Genomic DNA, 21,030 nt, shown 5'->3' with positions numbered 1-21,030 from the left:
AGCGGTTACAAAGAAGTGGTTGCAAAAAATGCTCGCTGCCATATTCTGCATAGACTCGATATATACGACGAATAAACAAGGCAGAGTGGTATGCAAATCCAAGATCTTTTGAAGCAAACAGATAAGCTTCCTAACGTTCCCGATATTGTCCGTGAATTGATTCAGCTGCTTAGTGATCCAAATGCGAAATATTCTGATATCAGTGAGCGTGTGTCCCATGATCAGACCATCGCATTAAAAGTTTTGCGTGTGGTAAATTCCGCTTACTTTGGCTTATCGAGAAAAATATCTTCCATCGATGAAGCAACGGTACTGCTTGGCACGGATCGATTGAAGACCTTAGTGATAGCATCGGGTTTTTCGAATTCGGTGACAAAAGTGGATGGATTGAAGCTGACTGATTTTTGGGCCGACTCCTTCCGCGTTGCCGAGCTTGCACAATGGTTTGCTAAGCGGACGCCTTTGGTTGAAGTCGATGAAGCTTTTACTGTCGGTATTGTTCACAATATTGGCCGTTTATTACTGCACCTTACCGCGCCTACTATTGCTCAAGAGATTCAATCCTTAGTCGCAAACCGGAAAGCAGGAAGAGTGAAAGCTGAGCAAGATTTATTAGGTTTTACCTCTCAGGATGCTGGACGAGCACTGATGGATTTATGGAAGTTCCCTGTTGCTCTAGGCTACGCCATACAGCATCACAAGCGTCCATTTGGAAATGGTGAACCTGACCCACTTTCTTGTGTATTAAATTTAGCTTGTTATTTGAATGCTTGTATCCGAACTGAGCGCGATTCAGACTTGATTCGGGAAGGTTTCCCTTATGCTGTGGCAACAGCGGCAGGTCTGCCAGAAGGGATTGTTTATGAGTTGGATGATGCTTTGATTATTAATGATGGGCTAAATCAGTTACTTCATTAAACATTTTCTTCGTGTTTTTACTGGCTTTGATATGCCGCTTTCATTGTTAAATAAATGAGAATCGCTAGTGTTCACCATAGTGTTGTGCTAATTTCTTATCTCATTTTTTTATGGTTTTATATTGTGCCTTTGGAGAGGGATAATTGTCTCTTTAGCAAGACACCTCCTTTTTAATCATAGAAGCGAGCATACTTAGAAGGTGAATATGTCAGTGCTGTTACGTAATGTGCTTGAAAAGCCGCAGGAGAAAAAATTGCGCCTACATTGTCTTGGTGTGGTTGCTCTAATGTCATCTTTGTTGTTGTCCATGGGGGCACAGGCAAAAGGCGAAGTGAACATTTATTCCGCTCGCCAAGAGTCGCTTATTAAGCCGGTTCTAGACACTTTCTCAGCAGAAAATGATGTCGTAGTGAATCTAATTACTGGGTCTGCTGATGCACTATTAAGCCGCTTAAAAGCCGAAGGTGACGCCAGTCCTGCGGACATTTTTATCACGGTTGACGCTGGCCGTTTACACCGAGCGAAGATGGCAGGTGTTTTACAAGCAATCAATAGCGATATTTTAAATACTAATATTCCGAGTCATTTACGTGATAGTGAGGGCTACTGGTTTGGCTTGTCGCAACGTGCTAGGGTGATTTTTTATAATCCAGAAAAAGTATCAGTAAAAGACTTGTCGACTTACGAAGATCTTGCTAATCCAAGATGGAAAGGTCGAATTTGTGTGCGTTCCTCCGCCAATGTTTACAATCAATCTCTGGTTGCATCTATGTTGGAAGCGGATGGTCGAGAAAAAACACAGGCTTGGATTAAAGGGCTGGTCTCCAATTTAGCACGCCCGCCTTTTGGTGGCGATGTCGATCTATTGAAGGCTGTTGCTGCTGGTGTTTGCGATTTAACGTTAGCGAACACTTACTATTTTGGCCGTCTTGGTCAAAGCGATAAAGCCGAAGAGCGAGATGTATATAAGCAATTGAAGTTATTTTGGCCTAACCAAGGCGAAGATGAACGCGGCGCTCATGTTAACGTAAGTGGTGCTGGTGTGACGGCGGCTGCGACCAACATAGAGAACGCAACATTGTTGCTGGAGTTCTTGAGCAATCATGCTTCGCAAGAGTGGTACGCTCATGTGAATAATGAATACCCTGTTGTATCTGGTGTTGGTGCTCCAGAGATGTTAGCGCCTTTTGGGGCGTTTCGTGCGGATACGATTTCGTTAAGTCAGCTGGGAGAGAACAATCGTCAAGCCGTTGAGCTGATGGACATTGCTGGCTGGAAATAAAAAGTATTTGTGAACTGTGTCTTTTTTTACTTGGTTTTTGATTTTTAATGGCAGATGTACCTCGCTCTAGTTCGGTAAGTAAACTCCAGTGGAATGGTTTAAAAATAGCGGCAATATTGATTGCCGCTATTTTAGCTTTGCCTATATTGGTTGTTTTGATCAACGTTGTAATTGCCGATGGTGAGGTCTGGGGCCATCTCTATCAGACCGTATTGGCTGAGTACATTTCGAATTCTCTTCTTTTGATGCTAGGCGTAGGTATAGGGGTTTTGGTTATTGGTATCCCTTGTGCTTGGTTGACTAGCATGTGTGATTTTCCCGGTCGCTCATTCCTATCCTGGGCTTTGCTTTTGCCTATGGCCATGCCTGCCTACATTATTGCCTATACCTATACTGGCGTATTGGATTTTGCTGGACCTGTGCAAACCTTTATTCGCGAGCTTACTGGTTGGCGCTATGGAGAATATTGGTTTTTCGAAATACGCTCTCTTGGTGGTGCGATAGTGATGCTAACTTTGGTGCTTTATCCATATGTGTATCTGATGAGCCGCGCTGCTTTTCTAGAGCAGTCGGAGAACACCTTAGAGGTTAGCCGTACTTTGGGTTATTCCGGTCGTCGGATGTTCTTCAGTTTGGCGCTGCCTCTTGCTCGTCCTGCCATTGTGACGGGTCTTACTTTGGCGTTAATGGAGACCTTGGCTGACTATGGAACCGTGCAATATTTTAGTGTGAATACTTTTACCACGGGCATTTTGCGGACTTTTTATGGATTTGGGGATGTCTCAGCGGCGTCTCAATTAGCGGGCGTTTTGCTGATGTTTGTGGCCATGTTAATTTTATTAGAGCGGTATTCTCGACACCGTATCCGCTATCACTCATCAGGTCTAAAAAAAGCCAGCAATCGGCGTATGGTATTAAAAGGTGGGATGGGGCTCAATAGCATGTTGTTTTTGTCTATTGCCCATTCTCGTTGGCTTTTTTATACCGGTGAGTGTTTTGGCATATTGGGCGATGTTTAAAGCGGAAAACCCTGGTGCAAACTTTATTCAGTTGGCATGGAACTCCTTTTATCTTGCGGCTATTGCCTCTTTAATTGTGGTCAGTTTGGCGTTGGTGTTGAGTTATGCCATACGCTTAAATCCGACTCGTAGTGTGACAGCATCGGTGGGTATTGCGGGGTTAGGTTATGCTCTACCAGGGACGATTATTGCGATTGGTACTATTGTGCCGTTGGCTTGGCTGGATCACAGATTGATTGATTTTGTTCGTCATTACACGGGGGATAGCGTCGGATTGATTTTTTCAGGTACGCTTGTCGCACTCTTATTTGCCTATACCGTCCGCTTTATGGCGGTGTCTTTAGGTGCCGTGCAAAACGGCCTTGGAAAAATTAAGCCCAGTATGGACATGGCGGGACGCTCACTTGGCATGTCATCTTTTAAGGTATTAAGTCGAATTCATATTCCATTGTTAAAAGGCTCTGTGCTGACGGCGATGCTGATTGTTTTTGTTGATGTATTGAAAGAGTTGCCAGCGACCTTGGTGCTACGGCCTTTTAATTTTAATACTTTGGCTGTTAGGGCCTTTGAATTGGCTTCTGATGAACGGCTTATTGATGCGGCTCCCGCTTCGTTGATGATAGTGCTGGTAGGCTTGGTGCCGGTTATCTTGTTGAGCCGCTCTATCGCCTCGCATATTGGTAGCTCAAAATAGGATTGTATATGACCTTGTTATCTTCTCATTCCATGTTAAAAGAACTGAAATTGACTAATGTTTCAGTGGGCTACGATGGTAACGCTGTCGTCAAAAATGCGTCTTTTCAGTTGATGGAAGGGCAAATTGGCTGCCTGCTCGGACCGAGTGGTTGTGGTAAGTCTACTTTGTTACGTGCAATTGCTGGCTTTGAGTCATTGATGATGGGAGAAATATGCGTCGACGATCAGGTGATATCCAGTCAAACTATTAGTGTTAATCCAGAGCACCGACACATTGGTATGGTGTTTCAAGATATTGCCTTGTTCCCTCATCTTACTATTGCACAAAATATTGCTTTTGGCTTGTCGGCTTGGCCGAAAGAGGTGGCTCAGCAACGGGTCATGTATTTACTCGATTTGGTTGGCTTAACAGGGTTTCACGCGCGTTATCCGCATTCACTTTCAGGTGGTCAGCAGCAGCGTGTTGCCCTAGCTCGCGCCATTGCGCCCAAGCCGAAACTACTACTGATGGATGAGCCCTTTTCTGGCTTAGATGCTAAGTTAAGAGAAGAGTTGGTGCCGGATATACGGGCCATCTTACAACACGAAAAAATGAGTGCGCTTTTGGTTACTCATGATCAGATGGAAGCCTTCGCTATGGCTGATCAAGTTTCTGTTATGGATGCTGGTGTGATTCATCAAACAGGGTCTCCTTATCAAATTTATCATCGGCCTGAGACTCGATTTGTCGCCAGCTTTATAGGTCATGGTGATTTTTTGCCTGCGACGGTTTGTGGTCCCGATTGTGTACATTCTGATTTGGGCAATATTCGTGGCGAGTTGCATCATGGTTTTGCAGATCATGCTTTAGTGGACTTATTGGTTCGTCCCGATGATATTTTACATGATGACGATAGTGAATTTGTTGGTGTGATCGTCAGTAAGTGGTTTCGAGGTTCGCACTTTTTGTATCGCGTAAAGTTGTCTTCCGGAAAGGTGGTGTATTGTTTCGCGTCCTCTCATCATAACCATGCGGTGGGTCAAGAGATTGGTTTGAGTGTGCATTTAGATCATTTGGTTATGTTCCAGCGCCAATGAATAAAATGCCAATAGGCATTTTATTCAAGCGAGTAGCAATTAAGCTAAATGGTTCCAATGCCTTGTTCGTGGCAGACTTCGATCATTCCTTCAAATTCGTATTCGCTCAGCTCTAAATGGTCCAACGCGAGATGCCCAATATTTTTCCATTCATAGTCCTCTTCAGCATTGCCTATGTGTCGATAGGTGGATCCTATATGCTCCGCCATTTTTAGAATGGCAGCGAAGGTTAGACTGATGTTGTCTCCAGGTACTCGATTGGTAAATAAATAGTCGATACGATGGTGCTTCGCAATGACAGCACAACAGCTTTTGGGGATGCCCCAAGATTTCGCGAGATAATAGCCCACCACCGAATGATTGGTCTTAAATGCTTGGTTTTCAAAATCTGTTAATCTGAAATCCGGATCTTGATAGCCCTTTTCTAATATCTCCTTATAGTTATTAAAGCGCTTTAGCATGAGGGGAATGCCCGCGTTATGGAAAAGGCCTAGGGCATAGCATTCATTGTGATATTTAAATTTTAACTGGAGGGCTAAGCTTGAGCAAATCGCCGCTACGTCGGAAGCGGTATCCCAAAAACTGTGAAGGGATTTTATTGCGTCGTCTGACAGTTCACTTTTTACGGCTAGGCCATTGACTATATTGGTGATGCTATTTGTTCCCAGTATCATGACGGCTTGTTGAATTGATGTTATTTTTCTGGGTAAATTAAAAGCAGCGGAATTGACAAGTTTTAGTACGGCGGCGGAAAGGCCCACATCCTGCGAGATAATGTCTGATATACGTGCTATATCAGGATCCGGCATGGCTTGTTCCATGTGTAAGTCCACCATGATTTGTGGTTGTGGTGGTATGCTGATGCCTTGCAAAATAAGCTTGAGTTGATTTTCGTTTAATGTAGATGACATGGACACACTTCTTTAAGGCAAGTAACTTTACCGCTACGTAATTCGTAGCAATTGAATCTAGAGTCTTTATAATAGCGTTTTTTTAATATACTGGGTGAAAATTTTGAGTGTTATTCGACTAAAAGGCCAAGCTGATCGCCGTCTAAGAGCTGGGCATCAATGGATTTACAGCAATGAGGTAGATACCGCTGCGACGCCATTAAAGCAATTTACTCCAGGGGATCAGGTTGTTGTCGAAACAGCACAAGGTAAACCTCTTGGTATTGCGACAATTAATCCTAATACATTGATCTGTGGTCGTTTAATGAGCCGCAGCACGGATACTTTTTTAAATAAATCGACTTTGGTTCATCGTATAAAGATAGCGTTATCTTTGCGAGAACTTACCTATGCTGCGCCTTATTATCGCCTTGTGTTTGGTGATTCGGATGGTTTGTCTGGCTTAGTCGTGGATCGTTTTGCCGATATTTTAGTGGTACAAATATCCACAGCAGGCATGGAGCGTGTGAAAGACGAGATAGTTGAAGCACTACAAGATGTCGTGAAACCATCGGCTATTTTGATGAAAAATGACGGCAAGATGCGTCAGATTGAAGGTCTTGAAACCTATGTGGAAGAAGCGTTTGGTACCGTTCCGGAATTGGTTTTCTTGCAAGAGAACGGTGTGTTATTCCAAGCGCCTGTTTGGGATGGCCAAAAAACTGGTTGGTTCTATGATCATCGTGAAAACCGCAAAACCATGCAAGGTTTTTGTGATGGTAAACGGGTGTTAGATGTTTTCTCCTACATTGGGGGCTGGGGGGTTCAAGCAGCGTCCGCAGGGGCGACCGACGTGACTTTCATTGATGCGTCTGAAAGTGCTTTGAGTCATGTTGATGAAAACCTGAAGTTGAACCAATACGAAGGCGTTTCTAACTTGATGCACGGGGATGCTTTTGAAGCCATGCAGTCTTTGATCGAAGACAAAGAGCGTTTTGATGTGGTTGTTATGGATCCGCCTGCCTTCATTGCTCGTCGTAAAGACATTAAAGCAGGTGAAGGGGCTTATCACCGAGCAAACCAGTTAGCGATGCGTTTGGTTGCAAAAGGGGGGTTTTGGTTTCAGGTTCTTGCTCTATGCATTTAGAGACAGGGCGTTTGCACGATATTATTCGCAGTAACAGTCGTCAACTAGAGCGTTTTTCGCAATTAATATACCGTGGAACGCAAGCACCAGATCATCCGGTGCATCCAGCGATTGAAGAAACGGAATATCTAAAAGCCTTGTTTTATCGTATTCATAACAACATGGGTCTGTAAGCTTGTATTGTGAGTGCGGTTGATTGCAAAAAAAGCGCTGCCAGATTCGCTCTGGCAGCGCTTTTTTTGAGTGTCTGGCCAGTTAATCTCGTAAAGATATGTGCGGCCAACCACGTTCTTGTGCAATGTTTGTTAGGGTTTCATCCGCATCCACTGCAACTGGATGGGCTACTAGCTCTAATAAAGGTAAATCATTACGAGAGTCGCTATAAAAATAGCTGCCCTCCATACTATGGCCTGTTTCGGCTAGCCAATCATTTAAGCGTGTTACTTTACCCGCTTGGAAGCTTGGGATTCCCACAACCTTACCCGTGTAGTGGTCGTTAACGATTTCAGGCACGGGCGCGATAATATGATCCATGCCCAAGGCTTCGCCAATGGGTCCTGTGACGAACTGATTGGTCGCGGTGATCATTAATAAAAAGTGGCCTTGGTCTTTATGATGCTTTAATAGCTCGCTGGCTTTTTCTGCATCATGGGTTGGATTTTTTCCTGCATAAAGGTTTGGTGAAGTGTTGCTAGTTCGGCTTTGGAGAATTGGGTGAGTGGCGCCAAGCTGAAAGCGAGATATTCATAAATGTCTAAGGTGCCAGATTGGTACTGTTTGAAGAACTTGTCGTTGGCTTCTTTATACACTTGCGTATCGACTAAGCCTTTTTCTACAAGAAATTGTCCCCAAGTGTAATCACTGTCACCGTTTAATAAGGTGCCATCTAAGTCAAATATTGCGAGTGTCACAGTTTTCCCTCAATTCTTTTAAAATCTTCTAAAGTGCGCAAAGTATAGCCTTGCAGACAATAAATAACAGCAGTCTTAATTGTGCGAATGGGCGAATTATGGAACAATGAATCCAATTTATTCTTACATTAGAAGGTGATGGCTCGTGATTGATGCAGACGGATACAGACCGAATGTGGGCATCATACTGATGAACGAGCGTGGCCAGCTTCTTTGGGCGAGACGTGTTGGGCAGAATGCTTGGCAGTTTCCTCAAGGAGGCATAAAACCTGACGAGACACCTGAAGAAGCGTTATATCGAGAGTTAAAAGAGGAAGTGGGTTTAGACCCGCATCAGGTGGAGATTATTGGTAAAACAAGAGGTTGGCTGCGTTATCGTCTTCCTAAACGCATGCTAAGACACAATAGTAAGCCTTTATGTATCGGACAGAAACAGAAGTGGTTTCTTCTGTCTATTCGCTGTCCTGATGCTTCTGTGTGCGTGGATGGAACAGAAAGTCCAGAATTTGATGGTTGGCGTTGGGTCAGTTATTGGTATCCACTCGGCCAAGTTGTAGCGTTTAAAAAAGATGTTTACCGGCGAGCTTTAAAAGAGCTTATTCCTAGCGCACACCGTCGACTAGAAAAAGTGGTAAACTCAACAGCTTAATGTTGACGGATATGTAGAGCGATGGGAGAGTTATGCTAAGTTTGCTGAGGCGTATTACACAAGAGGTGACTGCCGCGCAGTCTTTGTCTGCCGCATTGGATATTATTGTCCGACGTGTCCGTCGTGCCATGCGTGCAGAAGTTTGTTCTATTTATTTGGTGGACACTAATACCTCAGATTATGTCTTGATGGCCACTCGTGGTTTGAACGCTGATGTCGCTGGCAGTGTTAGTTTAAAGGCTGATGAAGGGCTTGTAAGTTTGGTGGGGCGAAGAGCTGAGCTCGTTAACCTTGAAGATGCACACATACACCCATCTTTTCATTACTTAAAAGGTACTGGTGAAGAGCGTTATCGCTCTTTCTTGGGTGTGCCGATTATTCATCATCGTCAAGTGCTAGGTGTGCTGGTGGTACAGCATGAAGACAAGCGTCGCTTTGATGAAGGTGAAGAAGCTTTTCTGATTACCTTATCTGCTCAGTTGGCAGGCGTTATTGCTCACGCGGAAGCCACTGGGGCAATCACTAATCTAAACGCCAACGCCGTCCCAAACGGGTCTGATTTTCGTTACAAAGGGGTGCCAGGCAGTTCTGGTGTCGCGATTGGTCGTGGTGTCGTGGTGTTTCCGCCTGCCGATCTTGATGTTATTCCTGATCGCCATACCACAGATTTTGATCAAGAAATTCACGATTTTTATCAGGCACTTGATGCCGTTAGAAACGATATTCGTCGAGCAAGCAACCGCATTAGCCAACATCTTTCTGAAGATGAAAAAGCGTTGTTTGATGTATATCTTAAGATTCTAGATGATAACTCTATTGCTGGTGAAATCGTTCGGAAAATCAAAGAAGGCAATTGGGGCTCAGGGGGCATTAAGACAAGTTATTCAGGCGCATATTAGCCAGTTTAACCGTATGGATGATCCCTATTTACGCGAGCGAGCATCAGATCTTCGTGATCTTGGGCGTCGAATCTTATCTCATTTACAAGAGAAAGCACCAAACATTGCGGAACGCTTTAGTGAGCCATCGATTATTGTTGGTGAAGAATTAACTGCCTCCATGTTGGGGGAGATTCCCATTGATAAGATCAAGGGACTCGTTTCAGTCATGGGATCAGGTAATTCTCACGTGGCGATTTTAGCCAGAGCCATGGGGATACCAACTGTTATGGGTGCGTTGGATCTTCCTTATGCGCAGCTCGATAAGGTTAATCTGATTGTTGATGGTTATTTAGGAAAAATTTTCACCTACCCATCTGAAGCGTTGATTGAAAACTATCAGCAAATTGTTGATGAAGAGCGCCTGTTAGAAGAAGAATATGAAACTCTCAGGGATCTTCCCTGCGAAACGTTAGATAATCATCGCTTGTCTTTATTTGTGAATACTGGCCTATCGGCTGATATTGCTCGATCGCTGGATCGCGGTGCTGAGGGAATTGGTTTGTATCGAACAGAAGTACCTTTTATGGTGCGAGATCGTTTCCCGACCGAAGCAGAGCAAGTGGTTATTTATCGTCAGCAACTTGAAGGCTTCGCACCTGCACCAGTGACTGTGCGTACCTTGGACATAGGTGGTGATAAAGCGCTGCCGTATTTTCCAATCAATGAAGCGAACCCGTTTTTGGGGTGGCGTGGTATTCGGGTGACCTTGGATCATTTGGAAATTTTCATGGCGCAAATTCGTGCCATGATCAAAGCCAGTGCTGGTTTGCATAACCTGAAAATTATGCTGCCAATGATATCGAATGTAGCCGAAGTGGAGGAGGCGCTTGCGCTGATTCGTCGCGGTTATGCAGAGGTCAAAGAAGAAGGTTATGACGTGAAAATGCCCCAAGTTGGCGTCATGATTGAGATTCCTGCTGCGGTTTATCAGGTCAAAGAGTTAGCAGAGTTGGTGGATTTCTTGTCCGTGGGAAGCAATGATCTGACCCAGTATTTGTTAGCTGTAGATCGAAATAATCCCCGTGTTGCGGATTTATATAATTCCTTTCACCCTTCGGTTCTGCGTGCGCTGTACAGTATTGTTGACCAAGTCAAAGACGAAGGAGTGGGGTTAAGTGTGTGTGGTGAAATGGCGGGTGATCCAATGGGCGCTATTCTGTTAATGGCTATGGGCTATGATGTGTTGTCCATGAGACTCGACGAGTTTACCAAAAGTGAAAGCGGTGATTCGTAATATTACCTTAGCACAAGCTCAGTACATGTTAAGCGAAGTGATGAAACTGTCTCATGCTGAAGCCGTCACGCAAACCATGACGCGATTAATGCGTGAAGCCAATATTGAGCGATTGATTCGACCATCTAAAACCACCAACGTGGCTTAATACCGACCAGAGGCGTTCTTTTTTATTATGATTTCTTACCCTGATATAGATCCTATAGCTGTCTCCATCGGGCCAGTTGCTGTGCACTGGTATGGCATTATGTACTTGATAGGCTTTGCTGGCGCTTATTTAGGAGGGATGTACCGTGCCAAACGTTCTAACGGACTTTGGACACCAGAAATGGTCAGTGATGCGATTTTCTATGGTGCGCTTGGTGTGATTTTAGGTGGTCGAATTGGCTATATTTTGTTTTACCAGTTTCCTGCCTTTGTTGAAGACCCGCTGATTATTGTGCGTATTTGGGAAGGTGGCATGTCTTTCCATGGTGGTTTGTTGGGTGTGATCGCCGCTATGTTTTTCTTTTCACGTCGTTACAAAAAACATCTTGTTGATGTAACAGACTTTTTATCACCGTTTGTGCCGATTGGTTTAGGTGCCGGACGGTTAGGGAACTTTATTGGCGGCGAACTGTGGGGTAAGCCAACAGACGTATCTTGGGCGATGATTTTTCCAAATGACCCGTTGCAGCTTGCTCGTCATCCGTCTCAGCTTTACCAATTTGCTCTGGAAGGTGTGGTGTTATTTTGCATCTTGTGGTTCTTCTCGCAAAAAAACAAACCTCGTTACTGTGTTTCTGGCATGTTTCTACTTTTCTATGGAATTTTCCGAATTTTAGTCGAATTTGTCCGTGAGCCAGATGCACAAATTGGTTATCTTGCTTTTGGTTGGGTAACGCAAGGACAAATATTGTCGCTTCCTATGGTTTTTGTTGGCGCAGGATTGATTATTGCAGGCTTTAAATTGAAGGCATTTCCTAAAAATTAGAATGATTCAGTATTAAATTTCGATAAAACCAGCCACCGCAGCTGGTTTTTTATTTTGGGGGTATGATTATTTGTTCTCTCTATACAAATTAATGACTGTGATGTTGACCACGTTTTGGGCATTGGGAGAACTGAAGTTTATAAAGGAGCTTAATGCCGATGGAGCTGCGTTTATTATCTCGGTCTGATTCTCGACCTTTACTGCTTTTTGAAACAGAAAACAGAGCTTGGTTTGAATTGCATATCAATCCACGGGAAGCTGGTTTTTACAGTGATGAAGGTGTAAAAAAGCATATCGAAGAATGTCTTTCTCAACATCAAAGAAAAGCCATGCTGCCGATGATCATTATTGATGACAGTGGAGAGATCATTGGCCGCATCAATTTAACCGATATTAATTTGGTGTTGAGCGAGGCTTATTTAGGTTATCGGATAGGTGAAAAATTTGCCGGACTTGGCATTGCCAAGCGTGCTGTTGAAAAAATAATTCAACTGGCTAAAGTACTGCATTTACAAAAGCTTATTGCTTTTGCTTCTGTTGATAACATTGCCTCGCAGAAAGTGCTGATACACAACGGATTTGTAGACGTGAAGCAGCATGTAAATTTTGCTGAAGTGCAGGGCAAAAACATTAATTGTATTGAATACCATTATCGGATTTTTGAAAACGGCGAACCAATGATGGTTCGCCTTTTTTTAAGGTGTTTAAACCGAGAAAGGGTAGGCGATAGGTTCGTGAAATTGGTAGCCTTCGACTTCGAAATCATCCATGGTTACCCAGGTTTCTATGTCTTTTAAAGAATTGATGTCTGGATTGATTTTTAGCGTTGGCAACGGGTAGGGTTCACGTTTTAGTTGTACATCACGCATGAGGCTCTAGTTGGTCTTCATAGATGTGAGCATTCACTATCTTATGGAAGGCTTTGCCCGGTTTTTTGCCAGTGATTTGCGCAACGATAGCAAGCAATACATACACTTGAACCATGTTGAAGTTTAGGCCAAGTGGCACATCGCAGCTGCGTTGGGTGCTGTTTAAATAAAGCGTATCACCAAGCAATGAAAAGTGATGGCTGTACATACAAGGGCGTAGACAAGCCATGTGAAACGCGCCAGGGTGATAAAAAGTGAGGATTTCCCCACGGTTATCCACACCACGGCTTAGATCATCGATAATTTGCTTCAATAGGTCGATATGACCGCCGTCTGGTTTTGGGAAGTGGCGGCCAATGGCGCCGTAACACAACCCCATGTCGTCTTCGCCTTTACGGTAAGGGTTGTTTAGCCACACTTCGTTTTCATTGGCATTGGCATCCCATGTCTTGGTGCCCAACGCACGAAAATCCGCCGCGTTATCATAGCCTCTCAAATAGCCGATGATTTCAGCAATGGCTGACTTCCAATAACTTTTTCGGGTCGTCACAAGCGGAAATTCGCCTTTGCTAACATCGTAAGTTAGGTCGGCATTAATTACGGTTAGGCAACGTTTGCCGGTACGCTCGTTGTTGACCCATTCACCTTCGTTGACTATTCGTTGGCAAAGATCTAGATACTGTTTCATAAAAAAGCCTTGTCAGTTTTAACCTCGACGAATATTGGTAATGCAGGTTAAGAAATGCAATCTGGATCGTCATGGGTATAATAAATGCCATTGATTATATCAGAAGCCTTTGCTCTTGGATTGCTAGAGTAAAGAAGAGCCAAGATTTTTACGCAGGTTATTGTATGTTGTCACTTATTGTTGCTATGTCTACCAACCGAACGATCGGTATTAATAACGCCTTGCCTTGGCATTTGCCAAATGATCTTAAATACTTCAAACAGGCCACCATGGGCAAACCCATTGTGATGGGGCGTAAGACTTTTGAATCGATTGGAAAGCCACTACCAGGCCGTCGCAATATTGTCATTAGTCGAGACCCTGCTTATCAAGCAGAAGGCATTGACGTAGTCACGACGCTGGAAGACGCGATTTCTCTTGGTGAAGATATTTGCTTGGTGAATGGTCAAGAAGAGGTCATGGTGATCGGTGGTGCGCAAATTTATCAACTGGCGCTTGAGCGTGCGGATCGTCTGTACATTACTCATGTGGATGCGGAAGTGGAAGGTGATGCGTTTTTTCCTGAGGTTGATTGGCCGTCTTTTACTCTAATTGGAGAAGAGTCCTTCGCCGCGGAAGGGCCAAATCCCTATGACTATCGTTTTTCGGTTTATCAAAGAACCAGTGCGGAATAAGTTATGTGGCAGCAAGTTGAAGTTGAGTTGCCTGCGGTGCGTCGAGGCTTTCATCTGATCACAGATCAAGTGGAAGCGGCGTTATCGACATTGCAGCCTGTGTCGATAGGTTTGTTGCATATTCAATTACTACATACCTCCGCATCGCTGACGATCAATGAAAACGCCGATCCATCCGTCCGTCGAGACATGGAACGACATTTTTCTCATATGGTGCCAGAAGATCAGCCCTATTATGAGCACATTTATGAAGGCAGTGATGACATGCCGGCTCATATCAAAGCCAGTATGTTAGGATCGTCTCTGATCATTCCCATTCGGAATAAAAGCTTGTGTTTAGGTGTTTGGCAAGGGGTGTATCTAGGTGAGCATCGAGATCATGGTGGCACTAGGCGAATAGTGCTGACGTTACAAGGGGAGCGTGGCTAGTTGACTTTTAGGTGGTTATTGCAGGCTAAAAGACACCAATTTCAATGACAAAACAGTGTCTTTTAGCTCAGCAGTTTTAGTTAACCATAATTTGCTTACAAGTTGCTTGGCCGTTTTCAACCGCTTGGTTGGCGCTTAGAGCCAGCTCCTCTATGGTTTCACCATCTTCTGGGAAAGCGGCGATGCCGATGCAGAAATCCATTGGATCGGAGTTGCCTTCGAATAAAATAGATTTTTCGTCTTCCGAAGGGGTGATGAGGTGTTTTAACAAAGTCTTTGCATCTTTCACGCTAGTATTGGGCAGTAATAGCAGAAGCTTATCTGGCTCCACTCGTGCTAATACATCCGCTTCGCGGATCTTTTTGTAGATGTAACGGGCGGATGTTTGGATGGCGATGTTGCGCGCTTCCATGGGTAACTTACTTAGGCGCTCATTGGCATCCAAGTTGATTTTCGCCATGGTTAATGGTGTATATTGGCGTTTTGCCAAACCGAGTTGCTTTTTAAAATGCGTTAGCGCCGCGCCTCGGGTTAGCAAACCTGTTAGTTCATCAAAGGTTGCTTGATTGCGTAAATGCTCTTCTAATGCTTTTTGGTGGCTGATATCGACCATAAAGCCAATGATCTTCTTGATACTGCCATCAGGTCCTTTTGTATAGCTGCGGCCACGTTCTTTTACCCACAGGTAGCGCTGATCTCCTGTTAAGATACGATATTCCACTTCGTAATAGTCTTGGTTTAAAGCAACATGTTCATTAACAACAGTGGCTAATTTTTTGACGTCGTCAGGATGAACAATGTTATGCCATTCAACCGTTGAACGTGGCGTTTTATCTTGAGGATAGTTTAACAGTGTTGCGATGGATTTTGAGCAAGAGACTAAATCAGACTCTGTCTCCCATATCCATAATCCAGCAGATGATTCTGTTAGGGCAAACTTGAGTAGGGTGTTTTCGGCAGCAGAAAGGTCCATGTGGTCTGTGTCATAAACACACGCTAATACAGATTCACCAAGGTGTCGCATTTCAAGCTGCATATTAATGAGCTTGTCACCAACACGAATCAAGCTTTCGCAGCGTTCAATGCTGCCGTTTTGGATTTTTTTATTCAGTGTGAGCCAGTCATCTGGCGAGACGGCGTCTTCACAAAGGGATTCCCATGTGCTCGAAGGCGTCGCATTAAAGTTTTCAAACAATATTTCAAAATTGCGATTGTACGACATAAGCTTGCCCGTCGCGCTTTCTATGATAAAAGCAGGCGTTGGCATGTATTTAAACGCGAGTTCGAAAGGGGTGTTCATGACACGCTCCTCTAAAGGTGATCATTCTGGGGTGATCCAAGTAACTTGGTAGCCCGCCTCATTATCTTCTGCTAATAATTTGCTTAAAACAGGTAAGAATTCTCTGGCATCTTTTTCTAGTGTCCATGGTGGATTAACGATTATCATACCGCTTCCAGCCATGCCGCGCTCTTGTTCTGTGTTTCTAATGCAAAGTTCCAGTAAAAGAACATTGCGAATATTGGTCGATTTTACCGATTTTAAAAGATCGTCCGCTTGCTTACGGTTTAATACAGGATACCAAATCGCATACGTTCCCTGAGGAAAACGCTTGTAACCGTCTTCTAATGCTTGAACCACATATTGATAATCTTTTTTTACTTCATAGGGCGGGTCCATTAGCACAAAGCCGCGCTTTTGCGGAGGTGGTAGCATGGCTTTAACGGCGGCGAAGCCATTGTCTTTAACTACGTTGGCTTTGCGTTTATTAGGAAAAAGAGCAGCCAAAATTGGGTAGTCGTTTGGATGCAGCTCACATAAGTGCAGTTTGTCTTTTGTGCGAACATAATAATCGACAATTTTAGGGCTACCAGGGTAAAACTCCAACGTATCTGTTGGGTTCATGTCTTTAACAATGTCTAAGAGTCTTTCCAGTGGTTCTGGAAGATTATTTTCTGTTAATAGTCGTGCGATACCTGAGTGGAATTCTTTGTTCTTTTGTGCTTGTTCAGATTTTAGTGAGTATTGACCAATGCCAGCGTGTGTATCCAAATAGAAAAAGGGCGCGTCTTTTTTTATAAAATGGCGACATATTTGACTGACTGTCAAATGTTTTAAAATATCAGCGTGGTTGCCTGCATGATAAATATGGCGGTAGCTGAGCATTGTTTTTCCTGTGATGAATTATTAAATTAAGACTTTTGCACGACTACTGCGCTTGCCAATACTTTGTTAAAAATAGACTCAAAATGCTCATTTATAACCCATAAACTCCGCTTTTTCGCCTATTTTTGCCTCGTCTTGGCTTCGCTCGTGACTTCGTGCAAAGGTCTCAAGTTGTTTATGAAAAAGGCCGCAACGCCTAGATTTGGCAAAGCGGCCTTTGGCATGTTGCTGTTTAGATATTAGTCGATTTGACTAATATCACGTACGGCCCCTTTGTCTGCGCTGGTGGCAAAGTGTGCGTACACTTTTAATGCTGGAGAGACTTTACGTGGGCGTTCTTCAACAGGTTTCCAGCCATCAGATCCTTTGGCGTTCATGGCATCACGACGGGCTTGTAGCTCTTCATCGCTGAGCAAAACGTTGATCGTACGATTCGGAATGTCGATACGAATGATATCGCCGTGCTGCACCAAACCAATCGCACCACCCGCGGCCGCTTCTGGTGAAACGTGGCCGATAGACAAGCCAGATGTGCCTCCAGAAAAACGACCATCGGTTAGCAAGGCACAGGCTTTACCTAGACCTTTTGATTTTATGTAAGACGTTGGGTAGAGCATTTCTTGCATGCCTGGTCCGCCTTTTGGTCCTTCATAGCGCACGATAACCACTTCACCCGCTTTTACTTTATCATCAAGAATGTTTTTAACGGCTTCATCTTGAGATTCTGTAATGTGGGCAGGGCCTTCAAATACTAGGCAGGATTCGTCTACACCAGCGCTTTTAACTACACAACCGTCAACCGCGATATTGCCGTAAAGCACCGCTAAGCCGCCTTCAAGAGAGAAAGCGTTTTCGATAGAGCGGAAGCAGCCGTCTTTACGATCGCCATCGAGAGAAGGCCAGCGCGTTGATTGGCTAAATGCCGTTTGTGTTGGAATTCCAGCAGGGCCTGCTTTGTAGAATTCGATCACTTCAGGCGTTGGTGAGCGCATGATGTCCCAAGTCTCAAGTGCTTCTTTCATTGTCTTAGAATGCACTGTATGACATTGATTGTGTAGTAGACCCGCACGATCCAGTTCGCCCAATAAACCAAAAATACCACCAGCGCGATGGACGTCCTCAATGTGATACTTAGGTGAGTTTGGTGCCACTTTGCATAATTGCGGTACACGACGAGACAGGCGGTCGATATCTTTCATCGTGAAATCTACGCCTGCTTCATGGGCAATGGCCAACAGGTGAAGAATCGTATTGGTCGATCCGCCCATAGCGATGTCTAAGGTCATGGCGTTTTCGAAGGCTTCAAAGTTTGCGATAGAACGCGGTGCCCAGTTGGTTTCATCGTTTTCATAGAAACGTTTGGTGATGTCGACAATACGACGTCCAGCCTCGAGGAATAATCTATGACGGTCAGAATGTGTTGCCAAGGTTGTGCCGTTGCCCGGTAAACTTAGACCAAGCGCTTCGGTTAGGCAGTTCATTGAGTTCGCGGTAAACATACCAGAGCAAGAACCACAGGTTGGACACGCTGAGCGTTCGTATTCGGCTACTTTCTCGTCAGATGCGGTAGGATCAGCCGCAATAACCATAGCATCCACTAGATCCAATTTATGTTCTGATAGTTTGGTCTTCCCAGCTTCCATTGGGCCACCAGAGACGAAAATCACTGGAATATTGAGACGCATTGCTGCCATCAGCATCCCTGGTGTGATTTTGTCGCAATTTGAAATGCAAACTAGCGCGTCAGCACAATGAGCATTAACCATGTACTCAACAGAGTCAGCAATAAGATCGCGTGAAGGAAGGCTATAAAGCATGCCATCATGGCCCATTGCGATACCATCGTCGACAGCGATGGTGTTAAATTCTTTTGCCACACCGCCGGCTTCTTCAATTTCACGGCAAACAAGTTGTCCAAGATCTTTAAGGTGTACGTGACCTGGTACAAATTGCGTGAATGAGTTGGCTACCGCTATGATGGGTTTTTGAAAGTCATCGTCTTTCATTCCGGTGGCACGCCATAGGGCGCGAGCTCCAGCCATATTGCGGCCTGAGGTGGTCGTTTTGGAACGGTATATTGGCATTATTTTCCCCACAGATTTTTTGCTTTATATAATTGCCCAGATTTAATGAGACCATGTTACCAAGATTATTGCTTATGCCCAATGGCAATTTTTAGGCAATATTGAGACACTGTATCAATCAGTACTAATACTTTTATTGAAACGGAAATGCTATGGCCGAAAATCTACTATCAGCCCACTCTAATGTTGCATTGGCAAGGCAGCCAATCGTAGACAGTCGACTTGCTGTGATGGGCTATGAGTTGCTGTATCGCAAAAATGCTGTCGCGGCACAGGCCGATGTGATTGATGATGTTGGAGCAACGGCTCAGGTGATGGCTACCAGCCTTTTTGAGCTGGGTATGGAAAATCTTGTTGGTACCAGTAAGGCGTTTATTAATTTTCCTCGAGCCTACTTGTTGAGTCCCCAGTGGCATGCCTATTAATAAAGAAAACATTGTCATTGAGGTGCAAGAGAACGCTGGCTTCGACGCGGTGCTCTTGTCTTCTTTACGTCGTTGGGTGCAAGCTGGCTGTTCTATCGCATTAGACGACTTTCATTTTCATAGCAAATTTACCCCCTTTCTTGAGCTTGCGGACTATATTAAGCTCGATGTACAGGCATTAGGGAAGGATGACTTTCATAAGCAAATTGAAGCGTTGAGAGGATTTGATGTCAATATTATTGCTGAGAAGGTCGAGACATGGGAAGACTATCAATTTTGCCGTTTGTTAGGTATTGAGTATTTTCAAGGGTATTTTTTTGAAAAACCTGAGCTGATTGTTAGTAAAACGTCCAAAGTGAACAGCATGACTCTGTTACAACTGATGTCATCGCTGTTAAACGCATCTACCTTGAGTGTGGATGAGTTAGAAAGAATCGTCAGTCAGGACGCAGGGCTGGTACATAAGCTGTTGCGCTATTTAAATTCTCCTGTAACCGGATTGGTTGCGTCTGTTGACTCTGTGCGTTTGGCGATTATGTTGATTGGTGTGGAAAAGCTGAAATCGCTGACAAATTTATTATTAATGTCAGAGATGGTGGGGGATAGACATGTCTTATTGGAGCAAATTATGATTCGTGCTAAGCACGCTGAATTGTTCGCTCAGAGTCGAGGTTATAACAATCAGGATAAATACTTCTTGGCGGGAATGCTGTCTATGATTGATGTTTGCACTGGTATGCAATTAGACGAAGTATTAGGTGAGCTGCCTTTGCCTAGCGAATTTATTAATGCCATTGTCCACCGATCAGGGAGAGTAGGTAACGCGCTTGATCTGGTTGAGCATTATGGTAATGGTCATACCATTAAAAACCCTCAAGACTTAGACGATTTGAAGAAGACCTATTTGGATGCAATTAAGTGGACTGATGAGTTTCTTGTCGCGGTATGATGAGGAAGAATTTCAATTAGCTTGTGTGGTTTGTAGTCCTTTTCTTACATGCCTGTAGGCTTTTCCCGTTTATTGTGTGGCTAAATATGATTTTTCTTTGTAGTTATTTTTTATCTTATTGATATATAGAGATTAAATTCAATGTTAGACGTTTTTTTTGAAGTTGATAAAACTTTTTAAACTGATAAATTGTTGTTCATCCAAGTGGAATTCACGGATGAAAAGCGCATGAAGTGCTTATTGATACGCCATTGATGGTGTAGAGGATTGAACCAGGATGTTCAAGAGCAAGGGAGTGTTCATAGGAATAATATGGTTTGATGGACAGCACCATGCATCAGGATAGCTTGGAGGCTTTATGATGAAGCGAACAGGATGTTTTACTCATCGGAAGAGTAATGCTTAACAGGATGTGAGCAAAAAGCAGGGTCGCCAATAGGCGCCCTTTTTTTGCCTAAAATTTGTTATTTGTCGATTATTTTCGATACGACAAATATAAAAAAAGCGACGTAAGGTCGCTTTTTTACATTTTGGCTTGTCCTATCTTGGTATGGTGTTAAGTTAGCGCTCTAGATGCTCTAATTTATCTTCCACACCATCCCATTGTGCCGCATCGGCAAGGGCGTCTTTTTTCTCAGTGATATTTGGCCAAATTAAAGATAGATCTCTGTTTAGTTCAACAAATACTTCCTGATCTTCAGGCAATTCGTCTTCTGAGAAGATGGCATTGGCTGGGCATTCAGGTTCGCACAATGCGCAGTCGATACACTCGTCAGGATTGATGGCTAAAAAGTTAGGGCCTTCGTAGAAGCAGTCCACAGGACAAACTTCAACGCAGTCAGTATATTTGCAGCGAATGCAGTTATCGGTAACGATGAAAGCCATTCGACTTCTCCTTACAAGCTATAAAAATGATTGCGCACTATTTTAGAGGTATAGGCCATTTGGCGGCAAGCAACAATCGTAAATACTCTACATTTATCTGCTATTAGCTTATATCTAGAGCTTTGC

At 44.0% G+C, this 21,030-nt stretch carries 16 protein-coding genes and 5 pseudogenes; 13 read left to right on the top strand and 8 right to left on the bottom strand.

The genetic code is table 11. The annotated features are described in order from the left end of the window. Positions 1-90 precede the first annotated feature (90 nt). From AC0L6V_RS13955 to AC0L6V_RS13940, 4 genes and pseudogenes are all read left to right on the top strand, one after another. Positions 91-918, top strand: a complete 828-nt coding sequence (locus AC0L6V_RS13955; RefSeq protein WP_265217803.1) for an HDOD domain-containing protein — start codon at positions 91-93, stop codon at positions 916-918. 286 nt (positions 919-1,204) lie between these two features. Further along, positions 1,205-2,200: a Fe(3+) ABC transporter substrate-binding protein gene (locus AC0L6V_RS13950; protein ID WP_409419864.1), complete on the top strand. Its 996-nt coding sequence runs from the start codon at positions 1,205-1,207 to the stop codon at positions 2,198-2,200. Positions 2,201-2,247: 47 nt separating this feature from the next. Next, positions 2,248-3,913 (top strand): annotated as a pseudogene (locus tag AC0L6V_RS13945) (ABC transporter permease). A gap of 8 nt (positions 3,914-3,921) precedes the next feature. Continuing rightward, positions 3,922-4,992, top strand: coding sequence for an ABC transporter ATP-binding protein (locus AC0L6V_RS13940; RefSeq protein WP_409418684.1), 1,071 nt, complete (start codon positions 3,922-3,924; stop codon positions 4,990-4,992). A gap of 44 nt (positions 4,993-5,036) precedes the next feature. Here the strand turns inward: AC0L6V_RS13940 and AC0L6V_RS13935 are convergent, their stop codons facing one another. After that, positions 5,037-5,903 (bottom strand): HDOD domain-containing protein, encoded by an 867-nt coding sequence (locus tag AC0L6V_RS13935; protein ID WP_265217800.1) that lies wholly within the window; start codon positions 5,901-5,903, stop codon positions 5,037-5,039. 103 nt (positions 5,904-6,006) lie between these two features. On the opposite strand from AC0L6V_RS13935, the pseudogene AC0L6V_RS13930 reads away from it, so the two are divergent. Next, positions 6,007-7,202 (top strand): annotated as a pseudogene (locus AC0L6V_RS13930) (class I SAM-dependent rRNA methyltransferase). Between the two features lie 82 nt (positions 7,203-7,284). Here AC0L6V_RS13930 and AC0L6V_RS13925 read toward each other — a convergent pair. Beyond that, positions 7,285-7,940 (bottom strand): annotated as a pseudogene (locus tag AC0L6V_RS13925) (histidinol-phosphatase). 145 nt (positions 7,941-8,085) lie between these two features. On the opposite strand from AC0L6V_RS13925, the gene AC0L6V_RS13920 reads away from it, so the two are divergent. The 4 genes and pseudogenes from AC0L6V_RS13920 to AC0L6V_RS13905 all read left to right on the top strand — a co-directional run. Beyond that, positions 8,086-8,589, top strand: a complete 504-nt coding sequence (locus AC0L6V_RS13920; RefSeq protein WP_111608164.1) for an RNA pyrophosphohydrolase — start codon at positions 8,086-8,088, stop codon at positions 8,587-8,589. Positions 8,590-8,621: 32 nt separating this feature from the next. Then, positions 8,622-10,912, top strand: a pseudogene (gene ptsP, locus AC0L6V_RS13915) (phosphoenolpyruvate--protein phosphotransferase). Between the two features lie 27 nt (positions 10,913-10,939). Continuing rightward, a complete protein-coding gene (lgt, locus tag AC0L6V_RS13910) occupies positions 10,940-11,737 on the top strand; it encodes a prolipoprotein diacylglyceryl transferase (RefSeq protein WP_265217799.1) in 798 nt (265 codons plus the stop codon). Between the two features lie 152 nt (positions 11,738-11,889). Beyond that, a pseudogene (locus tag AC0L6V_RS13905) lies at positions 11,890-12,309 on the top strand (GNAT family N-acetyltransferase); the annotation flags it as partial. A 132-nt stretch (positions 12,310-12,441) separates the two neighbouring features. On the opposite strand, the gene AC0L6V_RS13900 reads toward AC0L6V_RS13905, so the two are convergent. Then, the gene (locus AC0L6V_RS13900) at positions 12,442-12,606 is read right to left on the bottom strand and encodes a thymidylate synthase (RefSeq protein WP_265217797.1); all 165 of its coding nucleotides are present in this window, start codon (positions 12,604-12,606) and stop codon (positions 12,442-12,444) included. Then, positions 12,599-13,294 carry a thymidylate synthase gene (locus AC0L6V_RS13895; protein ID WP_418138367.1) on the bottom strand — a complete coding sequence of 232 codons (696 nt, stop codon included), beginning with the start codon at positions 13,292-13,294 and terminating at the stop codon, positions 12,599-12,601. The genes AC0L6V_RS13900 and AC0L6V_RS13895 overlap by 8 nt, the downstream gene beginning before the upstream one ends. A 71-nt stretch (positions 13,295-13,365) precedes the next feature. Here AC0L6V_RS13895 and folA point away from each other — a divergent pair, with 71 nt between their 5' ends. Together folA and AC0L6V_RS13885 are read left to right on the top strand one after the other, a co-directional pair. Further along, positions 13,366-13,968, top strand: a complete 603-nt coding sequence (gene folA, locus AC0L6V_RS13890; RefSeq protein WP_409418679.1) for a type 3 dihydrofolate reductase — start codon at positions 13,366-13,368, stop codon at positions 13,966-13,968. A 3-nt stretch (positions 13,969-13,971) separates the two neighbouring features. Continuing rightward, positions 13,972-14,397 (top strand): secondary thiamine-phosphate synthase enzyme YjbQ, encoded by a 426-nt coding sequence (locus AC0L6V_RS13885; RefSeq protein WP_265217795.1) that lies wholly within the window; start codon positions 13,972-13,974, stop codon positions 14,395-14,397. 76 nt (positions 14,398-14,473) lie between these two features. Here AC0L6V_RS13885 and AC0L6V_RS13880 read toward each other — a convergent pair whose 3' ends face one another. From AC0L6V_RS13880 to ilvD, 3 genes are all read right to left on the bottom strand, one after another. Then, on the bottom strand, positions 14,474-15,697 hold the full coding sequence (locus tag AC0L6V_RS13880) for a sensor domain-containing diguanylate cyclase (RefSeq protein WP_265217794.1): 1,224 nt from the start codon (positions 15,695-15,697) through the stop codon (positions 14,474-14,476). Between the two features lie 21 nt (positions 15,698-15,718). Next, a complete protein-coding gene (locus AC0L6V_RS13875) occupies positions 15,719-16,561 on the bottom strand; it encodes a 23S rRNA (adenine(2030)-N(6))-methyltransferase RlmJ (RefSeq protein WP_265217793.1) in 843 nt (280 codons plus the stop codon). Positions 16,562-16,800: 239 nt separating this feature from the next. Next, positions 16,801-18,645, bottom strand: coding sequence for a dihydroxy-acid dehydratase (gene ilvD / locus AC0L6V_RS13870; protein ID WP_265217792.1), 1,845 nt, complete (start codon positions 18,643-18,645; stop codon positions 16,801-16,803). 152 nt (positions 18,646-18,797) lie between these two features. Between ilvD and AC0L6V_RS13865 the strand changes: the two genes are divergently transcribed. Then, on the top strand, positions 18,798-19,070 hold the full coding sequence (locus AC0L6V_RS13865) for a hypothetical protein (RefSeq protein ID WP_418138366.1): 273 nt from the start codon (positions 18,798-18,800) through the stop codon (positions 19,068-19,070). Then, a complete protein-coding gene (locus tag AC0L6V_RS13860; RefSeq protein WP_265217790.1) occupies positions 19,060-20,019 on the top strand; it encodes an EAL and HDOD domain-containing protein in 960 nt (319 codons plus the stop codon). The genes AC0L6V_RS13865 and AC0L6V_RS13860 overlap by 11 nt, the downstream gene beginning before the upstream one ends. 561 nt (positions 20,020-20,580) lie before the next feature. Here AC0L6V_RS13860 and fdxA read toward each other — a convergent pair. Further along, positions 20,581-20,904: a ferredoxin FdxA gene (fdxA, locus tag AC0L6V_RS13855; RefSeq protein ID WP_111609069.1), complete on the bottom strand. Its 324-nt coding sequence runs from the start codon at positions 20,902-20,904 to the stop codon at positions 20,581-20,583. Between the last annotated feature and the right edge of the window lie 126 nt (positions 20,905-21,030).

It is taken from the genome of Marinomonas sp. G8-14 (genome assembly GCF_055808935.1).
Note: the sequence above shows the minus strand (reverse complement) of the source record. Positions and strands in the feature narration are given on the sequence as shown.